General features: G+C 36.5%; 8 protein-coding genes and 2 pseudogenes. 3 read left to right on the top strand and 7 right to left on the bottom strand.

All coding sequences use genetic code 11. From position 1 onward, the window contains the following. Positions 1–96 precede the first annotated feature (96 nt). Positions 97–1,139, top strand: a pseudogene (locus AAEO56_RS07015) (DUF932 domain-containing protein). Positions 1,140–1,958: 819 nt separating this feature from the next. Here the strand turns inward: AAEO56_RS07015 and AAEO56_RS07010 are convergent. The 4 genes from AAEO56_RS07010 to AAEO56_RS06995 form a co-directional block, all read right to left on the bottom strand. Further along, complete coding sequence (locus tag AAEO56_RS07010) at positions 1,959–2,819, bottom strand: hypothetical protein (protein ID WP_341696318.1); 861 nt, start codon at positions 2,817–2,819, stop codon at positions 1,959–1,961. A gap of 131 nt (positions 2,820–2,950) precedes the next feature. Then, the gene (locus AAEO56_RS07005) at positions 2,951–3,289 is read right to left on the bottom strand and encodes a hypothetical protein (protein ID WP_341696317.1); all 339 of its coding nucleotides are present in this window, start codon (positions 3,287–3,289) and stop codon (positions 2,951–2,953) included. A 32-nt stretch (positions 3,290–3,321) separates the two neighbouring features. Beyond that, positions 3,322–3,702: a hypothetical protein gene (locus AAEO56_RS07000; protein ID WP_341696316.1), complete on the bottom strand. Its 381-nt coding sequence runs from the start codon at positions 3,700–3,702 to the stop codon at positions 3,322–3,324. A 16-nt stretch (positions 3,703–3,718) separates the two neighbouring features. Beyond that, positions 3,719–5,416: a hypothetical protein gene (locus AAEO56_RS06995; protein WP_341696315.1), complete on the bottom strand. Its 1,698-nt coding sequence runs from the start codon at positions 5,414–5,416 to the stop codon at positions 3,719–3,721. A 168-nt stretch (positions 5,417–5,584) separates the two neighbouring features. Here AAEO56_RS06995 and AAEO56_RS06990 point away from each other — a divergent pair. Further along, positions 5,585–5,974 (top strand): annotated as a pseudogene (locus AAEO56_RS06990) (helix-turn-helix domain-containing protein). Between the two features lie 97 nt (positions 5,975–6,071). Here AAEO56_RS06990 and AAEO56_RS06985 read toward each other — a convergent pair. Further along, positions 6,072–7,229, bottom strand: coding sequence for a site-specific integrase (locus AAEO56_RS06985; RefSeq protein ID WP_341696314.1), 1,158 nt, complete (start codon positions 7,227–7,229; stop codon positions 6,072–6,074). 115 nt (positions 7,230–7,344) lie between these two features. Here AAEO56_RS06985 and AAEO56_RS06980 point away from each other — a divergent pair, with 115 nt between their 5' ends. Further along, positions 7,345–8,499, top strand: a complete 1,155-nt coding sequence (locus AAEO56_RS06980; protein WP_341696313.1) for a type IIL restriction-modification enzyme MmeI — start codon at positions 7,345–7,347, stop codon at positions 8,497–8,499. On the opposite strand, the gene AAEO56_RS06975 is transcribed toward AAEO56_RS06980, so the two are convergent. Next, positions 8,496–12,221: an Eco57I restriction-modification methylase domain-containing protein gene (locus AAEO56_RS06975; RefSeq protein WP_341696312.1), complete on the bottom strand. Its 3,726-nt coding sequence runs from the start codon at positions 12,219–12,221 to the stop codon at positions 8,496–8,498. The two genes, AAEO56_RS06980 and AAEO56_RS06975, sit on opposite strands and share 4 nt — an antisense overlap. Positions 12,222–12,223: 2 nt before the next feature. Beyond that, positions 12,224–15,061: a helicase-related protein gene (locus tag AAEO56_RS06970; protein ID WP_341696311.1), complete on the bottom strand. Its 2,838-nt coding sequence runs from the start codon at positions 15,059–15,061 to the stop codon at positions 12,224–12,226. Positions 15,062–15,072 lie beyond the last annotated feature (11 nt).

The following is a 15,072-nucleotide window of genomic DNA, read 5'->3' as shown; positions in this document are numbered from 1 at the left end:
AAAAAGTTATGCGGAGCGCAAGCGAGGCAGGACGGTATCAGATTAGAGGACTGGCAGGAGATACAAACAGATTGTATCATTTTAAATTCAATAATTATGGCACATAATTTAAGTTTCAACACAGAGACAGGGCAGCACGCATTTATGAGCGTAAAGCAGCCCGCATGGCACGGACTTGGGCAAATTGTAGAAGACTATCCTACAAGCCGCGAGGCAATTGCCTTTGCAGGCTTGGACTACGAAGTGGTAAAAGTTCCGATTTTCGCACGTGGTGCAGGACTTTTAGAGAGTTTTCCTATTCCTGACCAATACGCTACAATGCGCACTGATACCAAAGCCGTTTTTGGCGTGGTCGGTAAAGACTATCAAATTGTACAAAACAATGATGCGTTCGCCTTTTTCGATGCCATTGTAGGCGGTAGCGATGGAATACTATATGAAACCGCAGGTGCACTCGGCAACGGGGAACGCATTTTCATTACCGCTAAGCTGCCCGGGTATATCCGTGTGGGCAACGGGGATGATGTAACCAATAAATACATTTTCCTGACCACCTCCCACGATGGCAGCGGCAGCATTACCGCAGCTTTTATGCCCGTGAGAGTTGTTTGCCAAAACACACTAAACGCTGCAATGAAAACCGCTACTAACGTGGTACGCATTCGCCAACCGCAGGGGCTAAAGAACGCCTGGAGCAGGCGCACAAAGTGATGGGCGTTGCCGATACTCTTTCGCTGCAACTGGAGGGCATTTTTAACGAGTGGGCAAATACCCGCATCGAAGATAAACAGGTAAAAGAGTTGATACAGTTAGCCCTTTGCCCGAATAAAGAAACGTACAACCTTTTAAAAAAAGGGGCTAACGATGAACTTTCAACCATGTATAAAAATGCCTGTGAAGCGGCATTCGAGTACGCTATGGCGGATGATACGCAAAGTTTGGAAACCACTAAAGGCACGGTGTTCGGGGCGTACAATGCCGTTACGGGCTACTACCAAAATGTGCGCAACTTCAAAACGGGAGAAGACAAACTGAAATCCATCTTTTTGGGTGGTACAGCGCAGGCACGAGGACAGAAAGCCTTTGACTTGTGCGGGGACTTTGCCAAAAACGGGGCAGCAGCCCTAATACTGAACTAATAGTTAATAGCAGCTCCGTTTTACGGGGCTGTTATATTTATAGGCACATGCGTACATATATAATAGGTTACTAACAACTATCATAATAGAGGCGCAGGCGTATGTATTTACACTTATACCTTTATACGCTGTTGCATAATTACATTTATACAGTAGTAAGATTGTAGAACTGTATGTACGTATTTGCGTAGGTATGTAGCTACGCAAATATATAGTGCTAACAATACGTCTGTATGGAAATACAGGACTACGTTTGTACATAACGATGTTGTTAATCACGTCCAGTTGTATACATATTGTTGATTTAATACCTATAAAAAATATATTTATACTGGATTATTTCCCTGCAAGCTGCCCTAGTTTAAAATGTGGATTGAAAGGATTTTTTTCGCACGGGCAGCCTACGGGGCTGCCCTCAAGTAATTGACCTGCTTACTTTTATTTATACATACTTTTCAGGGTTTTGTTTTTACTGTCAAAGAATGTTGCAAGTTTAACAATTGCCTAAAAGGTTAGTTTCTTTACAGGTACTACTTTTTATAAAAAAGCTTTAAAATTTACTAAGCAGTTGTATACCTGCTTTTATGCTTTTAAGGTTTTATGCTTTTACATAAAAGAAAAAGGGCACGAAGCCCTTTTCAGTTATACATCCATTTCTAAAATTACCATCGCGTGATGGTAGCAAGTTGTGTTTTGAGCTGCTTGAAATGCTTTCCGCTGCTCAAAACAACTTGCCCTTGCGCAGGGGGCTAAAAAATCTCCAGAGTCGATTTTTCCTGTGAGTCTCCAAACTTACTTTATTATTTTTTGATTTTATCCTTATGATAAAGGATGGTTTTTAGGTTCTATATTTTTCATCTTCCTTTTACATTCCGTTACAGATCCTTCAAATATCGCATGTGCTTTAGTTGAGATTTGTACCGACTTAGTGGTAGCTATAGCGATCATTTCCTCGGTGAAATCTTGTTTATTTTTCTTGTTGTGTAGTACAATACGATATGAATTATCAAGCTGTTTTAAAATAGCATACTCATCTTTGTTTTGATTGTCGAAAAAAACGCCAAACTCAGGATAGAATTCAGCCAGGTATAATTGGTGTTCTTCCAGGCCTTGTGAGGCTAAATACTCACCCATAAGTATTAGTTCCGCTTTTTGAAAACTAAATTTCATTGCTTGGTGAACATGGAATGCTGCCAGTAGGTAGTTTCCGGCCTGCCTCAGCCACTTGGAATAGATGGAGCAATTATAGGCATACCCGTCAAGTATGGCATATTCCTTTTTCGCATTTCGAATCCTTCTTCTGGTTTCTTTATTATTTTTCAGGCGGAATGCTTTGTGAGAAAGATCTAAAGAATAGGCAAGTTTATCGCCGGTTGCATGGTTCATTAAAAAAAGGCTTCCCGCATCCCATAGGTCTACTGTCCACCAATGTTCAAAAAGTGTATAGCTGAATTTGGGGTAGTTCCTGAATAGCCTGCTTACAAATGGCTTAACATCCACTGCATCGATCTCCAGTTCTTTTGATAGTCGTAATGTGATTATAAAGTTAGGGCTAAAGCTATTGTCATTTAAAGAAAGATATATAGAATGCAGCGGCAGGAAGTCCAATAATGCTTTGATGACTTTTTTTAATTCCTGCTGCTCAGGGTGGTTTTCCGGGATTGTTATAGTGTATTCCATGATATTTCATTTTGTATTTAAAAGTTCAATTTGTTCGTGTGCAATTTTAAAAGCCCTGTTTTGGAATTCCCTGCAACGGCTTACTAATATATTTATGTTGGAATAATTAATTTCCTCCGGATAACTATATCTCAAGCAACTAGGGCGCACACATAATGCTTCAAAGAGTTCCCTCTCAAAGGGGTATTACGTGGGAAAATTTCTTTTGCTAGCGGAGTTGCGTAATCGCACAATTCAAAAAGATATTTCGTTGAGAATTTTTCCGGATGGTAACCTAACAAAGAATGTATCAGCATAAGGCAGATATGCTCTGCTGCAAGGTGCATTACGACTGCACATGGCATCACATCGCCTTTTTCTGTAATAGCCTCAAGTGCCTGAAGGTAATCCAAAGCAGCCCCGTTGTGGGTATACAGGTATGTCCTGCTATCATCTTCACTTGGCTTTGGATTGACAATAGTTCGTAACATGGATTCAACATCTTTATTTTTAGAAACGACATTTACTTGTTTGAAGAGCCTGTAAAAAAAATTGTGCATTGTTTTCCCTTAATCTCTTGCAGTGCTGCTGTTGTATGTACTAAAAACGTAGCTGTTGTATGGCTGCCTGCCCTTTTCCTGATTTCTTGGTTGAGTTTGGCTAAAGAATTCTTCCGCTTTACCTTTACAAATACAACAAGGTAAAAATGAATATGTTCACTTTGATTCCCTCTAATAAAAATACCAGTATTCATTATTGTTGAGGTATTGCGATATCCAAGGCAATAGACGGCATCTGTCTCTATAGTATTTGCTATGATGGTGCATATTTTATCTAAAGCCACTTTTGCGTTATCTGAAATGCCTTGCATACATCCTGATTTTGAAGGGTTATTCCTGTCCATACTTCTTAAGATTAAGTTAGTTCTGATTCTCAGATTTATCCTTTCCCTGCATATCTTCTAATCCCTTATTTACCAATGTATGGACATGGGCTACAAACTCATTGCAGCGTCCTTCGAGCAGTTCCATTTCATCGGTACTGACGATATCTTTGCCGCTGTAGCGTAAAGTCCATGGCTGGCGGCTAAGCTGTTTCAATATGCGCTTGTCCTGATCGGTTCGGGCTGGAAAAAAATTGGCTATTTCAGGGCTGAAATGCACACATATCTCCAGGAGGTAGCCTATGGTAAAATAATTCGGGCTGTAGCCTAAAAACAGCCGAATCATCGCAAGGCAGGCCTGTTCAACAACATGATGCAGCAAAATACCTGTCAGGTGTGTATAAGATGAATCGTAACCATCAGCAACATGTTCCAAAAGAATGTTCGCTATGGTATTCCTGTAGTGTAGGTACTCTATAGCAGGTGCTAAGTTGCGTTGTTGAGGCGTTACACTATTTAAGATCGTATGTTGTTCAGGATTTAAATAGAGCTGCTGTCCGCTACTAATAACTTTATCGAAGAAATATTTCTGGTCAGCTTGTTCCGTTCCAAGTTCAGTCACATTATGGATAAGCAACGTGACAGTGTACTTACCTTTTGACTTGCTTCGGATTTTTCCTGCAAGATCGTGGGCAGTATTAGGCGTAAGCCCATCTTCAAAAACCAGCAGGTAAAAATTAATGCTGCCCTTTTTTTCATCATCAGCTAAAGTATCCTTTTGCAGCACAGCTTCGTTTTTGCCAAAGCAATAGATAGTCTCCGTTTTAATAGTCTTGGTAATTATCCTGCTGATCTTATCCAGTGCGGTATTCTCATCATTGGTCTCTGACAGCTTAAGCGATTTTTCCCGTACCGGCTCCTGGAAAGTAGTTAACGTTACCTCACATGAAGATAGCTGTTCGTTATACACTTTTCGGGTTTCCTTGAGCATCCATTGCATTTTTTTGTAAGTGGTAACAACAGTCTCCTTTTTAATTTTCAGGTTACCGGTATAGGGGAATGACCTCGTAACAGTATGCAATAGTTCCACCAGTTCCGCTTCAGCCAGGTTGGAACGGTCAAACAGCTTGCTAAATGCGGGTGCAAACTCTTCAGTAATTCCCTGTTGGTCGTTGATGCTTTTGCCGCTGTAGGCTTTGCCGGAAGTCAGTTCGCCAACAATACCAAACAGCAGTATGATGTTTTGGTGAATAGTAAGCAATGCAAGTTGGTGGCTGTTAGTACCCATATAGTGCTGCGCGCCCCGGCCCATAGCATCGGCTTTTCCAAACATCTGCAATACATGTTTTGTTGCCTTAAGAAAGACGCCTTGTGCAGCAGGTAATTTTTCTATCATTTTGGTATAGGCTGCATCGTTTTTAAACAATGGCCTTCCTGTCAGATACCACTTCAGGTAATAAAGGTTACCGTCTTTTAGTTTGTGGATTACGTTTGCACTGTCTACAATTTTATAGGGCATTCGTACCGAATGTTTTTCAAACAATTTTTCAGCCCGGTCGTACATTTCTGAAGCGATCTCTGTGAAGTTCCCTTCCATGATAATTGTTAGTATATCGCCTGTCTTGCCTGCTGTATTGGATTCGTGCAGTGTTACGGCAGTAACATCCATCAAAACCCGAAGGTCATTAATGAGAGCTTCAAATTCTTTTTCCGGTGGGATTACAATTGCATCCATAATTTTGATTTTTACCTGTTGAACATTCCTTTAAATTTGTATTTTTGTAATGAGCAGCAAGTAAAAGAGACTTTGAGGTGTACCGAATCAATTTGTTGTGTATGGTACATTCTACATCATGTATTTTACATCTTGGAGAATCACACACCTAAATATTACCTTTGAATTATGAGTACTACAGCAAAACCAAACCATATAGGACGTAAAATCAGCCGTATCCGTGAACTTCGCGATATGAAGCAGGAGGCTTTGGCGTAGGCTTTAGGAACTAACCAACAGGCAATATCCATTATGGAGAACAGTGAAACGATTGAAGAGGAAAAATTAATTGAAGTAGCTAAAGCACTTGGTGTTAGTGTTGAAGCTATCAAGAATTTCTCTGAAGAGGGTGTAATTAATTACTTTAATACCTTTAATGAGGCTGTTGCAAATAATAATTTTGGGCGCCAAGATACTTGTAACTTTAATCCGTTAGATAAGGTTGTGGAACTATATGAGCGTTTAGTTCAGGCTGAAAAGGATAAAGTAGCTTACTTAGAAAAGCTTATGAAAAATTAGAACTTCGATAGATTTGACTATATGCGTAAGAAGCCTAAAAATTGTCATTGATTTTTAGGCTTTATTTTTGCATACTATTTGGATTCTATATGCCTTTTCAATTATCCCATTTCTGCATTTCTTTTATTTTAACCGTATCCACAATTTTAGCATAAACTTGCGTTGTCCGGATATTTGTATGACCAAGTAATTTACTAACAACTTCTATTGGTATTCCTAGTGAAATTGACACTGTAGCAAAGGTGTGTCGTGCCACATGACACGTAAGCTTTTTATTTATACCTAAGGTTTTTCCAGTTTCTTTAAGAACCTTGTTAGTAACTTTATTACAATAAATTTTAAAAAGACTTTTATCATTAAAGGGATTTTTTGGCATTAATTCTTTTGCTTTCATGCTAAGAGGAATATTGACCAAGTAACCGGTTTTATGCATTCGAAGATGTATTGATCCATCTATTATTGCATCCATCGAGAATGTTTTCAAATCCGAATATCTAAGGCCGGTATAACAGGCAAATAAAAAATACCGAAGAATCTCTTTATCGACTTGTTTTATAAAACTATTATTAGAGTAATAGTCTGCAAGCTTATTTAATTCTTCTGCCGATAAAAAATCTCTCTTTCCGTCAACTTTTTTTATCGATGTGTACTGGAATGGGTTCGTTTTTATATACTTAAAACGAATGGAAATATTCACAAAAGTGCGTAGTACACGAAGACTTTTGCTGGCAGTATTCTCATTGTTCCCTAAAGTATGGAGCATATATTGCCTGTAATCATTTATAAATTTTTCATTAATATCTGAAAAGTATATTTCTTTTTTAAATTTTAGAATTTTAGAAATTTGAGATTTGTAGCCAACCCATGTTTCCGTCTTAAATTGCGTTTTATTTTCCTCTAAATAATTCAAAATATATTCTGTAAAACTTCTTCCTGATAAATTTTGGTTCAAAGAAAGTAACCTTTCTTTAAACTGTAATAATGATAAAGGATGCTCTTCGTTTAAAAAATTGTTTACCAGTAACTTAATTGATTTTTTATCCATCGCATCTAAGATCATATTGTATCTTTCGTGATGATTATTTTGAATTTTAACCCTCTGATTTCTCAGTGACCAGTCTCGCAATGGAATTGTCACAGGCGTTACTGTTTCTATTTTCTTGCCTTTTAAAAAGGCTCTGAGGTAAATAGGAAATAGTCCATCTTTATTTTTTTCTTTTTTAAGTATAAAACGATAGCTTATTTGTATGCTCATAGTTACTGAAGTATTTGTGAAGTGAATTTATTTATAATTTGCAAATTGATAAATCTAAAGCAATAAAAACCAGTAGTTATGCTCAAAAGGTGAAGAGATAGGAAAACCTATGCCTTTGAAAAGTAATTCTGGCAAAAGTTTTATAGGAAGTTATGTTCTGGGAATGGGGTTTGTTTTGTCATCTGACAAAGCTAAAGAACTGATAAAAAATAACCCTCGTAACAAGGATGTACTTTTTCCTTATCTTAATGGTGATGATTTGAACAGTACTCCTGAACAGAAACCATCTAGGTGGGTGATCAACTTCTTTGATTGGGATGAAGAGAAAGCAAAGAGCTATCCTGATTGTTATGAGATTATAGAAAAATTAGTTAAGCCTGAAAGACAGCGATGGAAAATAGACAGTGCAGGTAACGAGATAATCGGTACATATGCTTTAAGAAAGCCATTACCTCAAAAGTGGTGGATATATGGTGAGAAACGACCAGCGCTTTACAAGGCTATATCTGAGTTAGACCAGGTAATAATTATTCCATTAGTTAGTAAATATTCTACATTTGAATTTTCTATCACTAATACTGTTTTTATGCATAAGTTGGGCGTACTAGTGTTAAATGACTATCATAACTTTGCCCTTCTTTCTAGCTCTATTCACAATCTATGGTGTTGGAAATATTCATCCACTTTAGGGGCAGGAACTTTAAATTATTCAACTACAGATTGTTTTGAAAATTATCCCTTTCCTCAAAGCCAGAAGATATCTTTACAAAATATAGGAAAACAATATCATCATCACAGAAAATATTTAACACTTAGAATACAATTAGGCTTAACAAAAATCTATAATCTATTTCATTCCGAAAATATTCAAGAATCCACAGATCCAAATGATAACCGCATTCAGTATTTGAAAAAGCATTTGGAAAAAAAAGGTCTTATATGTGACTATAAATTTGTTATAGAAAACATTATAAAACTGCGTGAGTTACAAATTCAGATAGATCAGGCAGTTCTAGCTGCATACGAGTGGAATGATATCCAGCTTAATCATGGTTTCTATGACTTAGAGTATCTTCCGGAAAATGATCGATTTAGATTTACAATACATCCAACTGCTAGAAAAGAAATTCTAAAGCGATTGTTATTATTAAATTTACAGCGATATGATGAAGAGCGAAAATTTGTAAGCCTTCAGACAAATATTGGAGAAAAAAAGCAGACAGTCGTAACCTCTAAAAATTTAAATCATACCCTATTCCCCGAAGATTAAAATAACTTCGGGGAATTATCTTCTATTTTTTTATTATGCGTTTTTTTAGATTTAGTGCTTATTTCAGCGCTCTTAGTTGCCTCTTGATGGAGCTGATGATTGAGCAAGAGTAAACGTTTTAGCATTTCCCTTCGAGCATCCGGATGGATAGAAAAACGTATTCGGTCATTCTCAGGTAAATATTCAAGGTCATAAAAGTTATGTTTGAGGTGTAAATCTTCCCAAGCGTATGCTTTTAAAACTAGATAATCTATTCGTTGTTGAAGGTTTCTCATTTCTAGTATATCATCAAAATAATCGCTATTAGGTTTCAAATTTTTCTTATGATAAATATTTTGCAAATCTGTAAGTCCTATTTTATATTTAAGCATTAGTTCTTTTCTAAACTTATATAATTTATGACCAAAATCTTTAAGTGAATGAGATATGTCGTTTGGAAAGGGAAAGGTTTCGAACGCTCTACTTACGGAATATCTCAGTGTAGCGGTCCCCATTGTTGAGCTATTTTTCCATGCCCAAACCTCATGAAATACAGACGATAAAACAGCAAACTCTGTAAATGTATTGGTAGCAAATACAACTGTTGCCTCAGAACACACAATATTATTATTGCAAATAGAAATTAGTAAATGCTTAGCATGACGATTTAAAACCATTACCTGGTCTAACTCAGATATAGCCTTGTAAAGCGCTGGTCGTTTCTCACCATATATCCACCACTTTTGAGGTAATGGCTTTCTTAAAGCATATGTACCGATTATCTCGTTACCTGCACTGTCTATTTTCCATCGCTGTCTTTCAGGCTTAACTAATTTTTCTATAATCTCATAACAATCAGGATAGCTCTTTGCTTTCTCTTCATCCCAATCAAAGAAGTTGATCACCCACCTAGATGGTTTCTGTTCAGGAGTACTGTTCAAATCATCACCATTAAGATAAGGAAACAGTACTTCTTTATTACGTGGATCTTTTTTTATGAGTTTTTCGGCTTCTTTAGGACCTAAAACAAAACCCTTTCCTAAGACAATGCTTCCCTGAAAGCTCTTGCCTTTATTCGATAACAAAGGCATAGGTTTTCCTATAACCTCGGAATCATCTAAATATGGAGTAATTCTCGAAACTGTTTTGTTATCCAAAATAAATTTTTTCTTCCATTCACCTTTGTAAATAGTGATTAAAGAAACCTCAACAGCTGCCTGTCCGGGCCATTTCATGGAACGAATAGCGTGATTAATTACCCCATTATCTGAACAGATAACATCTAAGCCTCCTTCACGAGCGGAACCTTGAGCGATGGTATTCGTAGAAATTAAAGACTGGAAGCCACTTGTTCTAATAATATTAAAAATTCTTCTAAAAAAATATGTTACCAAATCTACAGCTCCTATCGGCCTGTAAGTATACTTTAAATATTCAAGGAAATTTGTTCCGTAATTACCGCTTAACTTTTGTCCACCTAAAAAGGGCGGATTTCCCAAAATACAGTCAAAACCACCTCGCTCAAAAACTTCCGGAAACTCTAAAAACCAATGGAAAAATTTTTTCTGCTGAGCAACGGCCATACTGGCACCACGATCTATTATTTGAGCATTGGTTTTTGAGTAATGTAAGTATTGATAATGTGTTGTCAGTTTTTCTTTATTTTCAGCAGTCTTGGATATAAAAAACTGTGCTACTTGTAGATCTGCTAACTGTTTTAACCTGAACCATTTTTTACCGTTCGTTAGTTCGTGATACTGTCTTTCTTTTTGGACAATTTCAATAGATGTATTTTCGGGTAACTTTGTGAATTTTATAAAGTCTTTTTGCAAATTTTTCAAATCATTATCAACATCAACAATATCAAAGACACTTAATTGGCCCTTTCTTTCATTGTCGTTTCGTTTCTTAAAGCCAGTTGCTATAACTTTATCATCACCAAGCATTGCTTTAAAAGCTTCGCTGACAATGCCGTTTTGAAGTTCTTCAAAATGAGCTAATCCTACAATAGCATTTCCGTTTTTGATATGATGATCTAAAAAGTTCAACGGTCCACCAGGGTCATGAGCTTCAAGCCATAAAGCTACTTTACATAGTTCTACGGCAAGTGGATTCAAGTCAACCCCATAAATACAATTTTTAATTACATCACGTATCGCTAAACGTAGAACGGACGGTGTTGGCTGAGATTCATTACTTCTTAGTCGTGCCAATTCAAACCCAATTCTTCTGGCTGCCGAAAGTAAAATATGTCCGCTTCCACAGGCAACATCACACACAGTTATACTCAAAAGTGCTTTTTCAGGATCAGTTTCTTTAAGCATATTGCCAATAATATGATCCAACGAATTTGTAATCAGTGGTTTTACTAACTCCTCAGGTGTATAATGCGACCCAGAAGAAGAGCGATCATCTCCTTGCTTAAACCTGAATATTCCATTTTCTACAACAGGTTCAAATTCCAATAACCCTTCATATACGGAACCAAATTCCTCCACATCCAGATCGGCATAATTTACACGGGTAATCTGTTTATTCTCATTTTCAAAAGTGACTAGATACTTAAAAACATTTAATATATCTTTATTATTTAATAAAGTCGTTTCAATACTAGCAATCGCATTTTGGCTAAAAATACCAGAACCTAGGGCATCAATTCCTAATTGTTTACCATATTCACTGTTTTCAAAAAGTCTGAACGTTGTCATTAAAGACTGCCACAAATCTGTTTTCTTTGGATCGATATAAACAGCTTTATTTACAAGGTATGTCAAACGTTGAATACTGTAATATTGATAGTAGATGTCTTTAAGCCTCTTTTCATCTTCTGTCAAATTTTCTTTGTAAATTAAATTGCGCTCCTCGATCACTAACAGAAATAAGATACGATATACTGATCTTAAAATATGAAGATAATAATCCTTTGCGGTTAAAGTATTATTTTCGAAGGCAGTTCGTAATTCACTATTTTCTTGCTGCAAAAGCAATCCATTCGCTAAAGAAATTATTGAATATTCAACAGCCAAACTTAACCGCTCACGAATACGTGACCCTGATGCCAAAGCTTCATTATGATAATATTCTAGAAGAGAATCTTTTCCATCTTCTTTTTTTGCATTAATGCGAGAAGCATGCAGTAGACGAAAGAAAATTGCAAATTCAGCATAATGTCCTTCTTCCATCATTTGCTCTAGATTGAATTCTAAGTAACTTAATCTTGAAAGTCGGGTTGCATCACGCAATACACGGAAATGATTACCGTTAGTCACTAAGCCATAAATATGCTCGGTTGAATTGATGTATTCCTGTACCAATGAATGAGGTGATAGTCTTGGTCCATTATCTGCCTTTTTATCCATTGACTGCTCAATACCAACAATATGTATTGGGAAATCATCTTTATTGGATGCTCTGTGCGAAATTGCATAAGATTTTCCGTTAATGATTTCTGCATTGGAAAAGGTTAACTCATATCCTAAAAGATTGAGAAGCGGAACAATCCAATATTTTCGGGTTTCTGAAATTCCTTTTTCCATTTCTGAAAATGAACTCCGCTTCTGCTTAAAGATTTGCCAGTGTGTATTCAGAAGGCTCCAAGCATTGTTTATCTCATCCCGAACCTGCTCACTGGGTTTTAAGCCAAAATCTTGTGGTTTTTGGAAACTAATATTGTCCTGACGAATTTTTTCAAGAATTTCACTGGTAAAAATATTTCCCTGTATATTTATTGTCGTTAATTTCATTTTTAAAAAAGAGCTTTAGGTTTAGGCAATAAGATATACACGCCCATAACGTCAGGCGGAAGTACTGGAGTTGATTTCTCATAACTACGTCCTCCAATTAGAGTTTTAAACCTTCCGTGTGCCTCAACCAATTTATCGGCACGTTGTACAGCAATTTTTATAAATGCGTCCTTTTTATTTTCAAAAGAATTTAGTTCTGTTGTTAAAATTTGCCGTTGCTGTTCGAAGGAAATATTACTCAAAGGAATCGCCTCATTTAATAGTTGCTGTGAGTGTTTAAAATCTAATGGCAGTAAATCTTTGGCATTTTCCGTATATCCCCATAAATACATTTCCTCTGCCACTGACTCATTTTTAGAGCGTACTTCTTTTACAACGTTTCTTACACGAAACATTACCAGTGTAGTTTTACTCTGAACACTTTCCGTTTGAATTACGCTGGTTCTTGCTAATCCATAAATATTTCCTTGTTCCTCAAATGCGTTACTCACAATAAAATGGCAAAGTTGTTCTACAAATCGGTGGTTTCTTCCGATATATTGATAGCTTTTTGGTGTAGGTGATGTAAACGCAATTTTAATTTCAGTTTTTCCTTTCAACTGTTCTGTTTTAGATAGTAGAGCAACCTGCAAATGTTTTGGAAGATTCGTTATCTGTACTTTATATCCTTCGAGTTCAGAGGTAACTGATGCTCTTAAGGACTGTAATGCGTATATCGTAAAATTTTCCACATCCTGTGGATTACCAATAGCTTCATCCACTTCTTGCAAATCTTTCTTAATTGCTTCTGAGTCCACTGACTCTTGAGCAAAAATGGAACGTAGATTTTCACCTTTCTTCCTAGCCATTTCTAACTCATTATCAATTCTTATCTTGTCTTCAGCGAATAAAGTTAGTTGTTCTGTTTCTGACACAGTTTTTAAGATCTTTTGAGTAAGTTCAGCCATCAAGGATTTATTGTTTTCGCCAATTGGAATAGTTACCCCTATACTTTTTTGAATTTCACGTACTTTACGAATAAGTACTTCTAAGATAAATTTATCCATCGGATTATTTTCTCCATAAAGCATATATGTTTTAATAGTTTTTGAAGCTTGCCCGAAACGATCAACTCGACCTTCCCGTTGTTCAATTCTATTTGGATTCCAAGGAAGGTCGTAATGCAAAACTGCATTGAAGTGATCTTGTAAATTAATACCTTCACTCAGACAGTCTGTTGCCACAAGAACTCTTTTATCTTGCTCTCCCATTCTTTGGATTTCTTCCTTACGTTGTTCGTCCGCCAGTTCTGAGGTAATGGCTTGTACTAACACATTTTTAGGAAGGACTTCTTTTAATTTTTCTTCTACATATTTTGCTGTAGAAATATAATGACAAAATATTATCGGTTGAAAACCTTCTTTTAACCACTTTCGAATAAGATCAATAGTATGTTTGACTTTAATATCTGTTTCTGTATTTTCGCTTAGATATTCTGCCTGTTTTAATAGTTTGGCGATACTCACTAATTCTGTAGTTTTATAATCAACTGAATTTAACAAATCAGATCTTGAGAAATCTACCCCAAACTCATTTTCTTCAAACAATGTATCTTCCACAGCATCTTTGCCAATTCCTATAATTTCCTCTTCAATAGTAAGTTTTGCCTGGCGTTTTTCCAGCATTTCTTTAGCCATACTAGGACTAGACATTGCCCCTTTGATTAAAGCAATAGCAGCCCATGAGCGTAAAAGTCGTGTGTTTTCATTATCTGTCTCCACATCTGAAATCCCCCTGGCAAAGCCTACTAACTCATTATAAAAAGATTTGGTTTCTTCTGATAGAGTGAAACCTATTTCTTTAGAATCTCTCTCAGGAAATAAGGTATCTTCATTTAACCATCTACGAATGTTCTCGCGCTTGCGCTGAATAAAATATTGCGCAATTTTTCTTCTATCGGCCTGTTCAAGTTTCTCAAAATTTAATTTTTCGAAAGCTGGATTTAATAAACCCAAAAGGGAAAGAAACTCCTCATCCTTACCGCTATGAGGGGTCGCTGTAAGTAAGATTAAATGACGAATCTTATTGATAGCAATATCAGAAATCAGATTATAACGTTGTTGCTGATTTTTTGATGATGATCCTTTGGGAAGTGTACATGTGTGAGCTTCGTCTACGACTACTAGCTCTGGGCAATCATTTAAGAAAATGCCTCTACGTTTATCTGTTTTAATGTAATCGACAGAAATTACCTGGTACGGAATATGATAAAATACGGAATGGTCATCGGGAACCATACGATCTAAGCGAGATGCGGTGCTAGATCGGATAATTTCTGCATCAATATCTAATTTATCTTTTAGTTCTTGTTGCCACTGTTCACACAGATGCGGTGGGCATATTACCGCAAATCTTTTAATCTCCCCTCTTTCAATAAGTTCTTTAATTATAAGTAAAGCTTCAATTGTCTTTCCTATACCTACATCGTCAGCTATTAGTAACCTCGTAACGTCCTGCTTCAGCGCCATCACTAAAGGAACAACCTGATACGATCTAGGCCTAAAGGACAATTTCCCCATGCTTCTGAATGGTCCAGCAGCATTTCTCAAAGAAAGCCTAGATGCATTATAGAGAAGTTTAGCAGTTTCGAAATTGCCAATCTGATTTGGTGAAGGCTCTTTAAAATTTGCTTTTTCTATAGCTTCTAAATCTTTTGCAAGAGGCATAAAAATACCGGTAGTTTCTTCATCCGAACCACCAAGTGGTTTAACTAACATAACAAGATCATTGTTAGAAGGAAGTACCATCCAATCACGATTTCGATACCGTACTAAATTTCCCGGAGTATATTTATTATTCATTATTTATCCTT

The organism is Flavobacterium arundinis, assembly GCF_038289855.1.
Classification (GTDB): Bacteria; Bacteroidota; Bacteroidia; order Flavobacteriales; family Flavobacteriaceae; genus Flavobacterium; species Flavobacterium arundinis.
The sequence above is the reverse complement of the archived record's forward strand: the minus strand, read 5'-3'. Positions and strand labels throughout refer to the sequence as shown.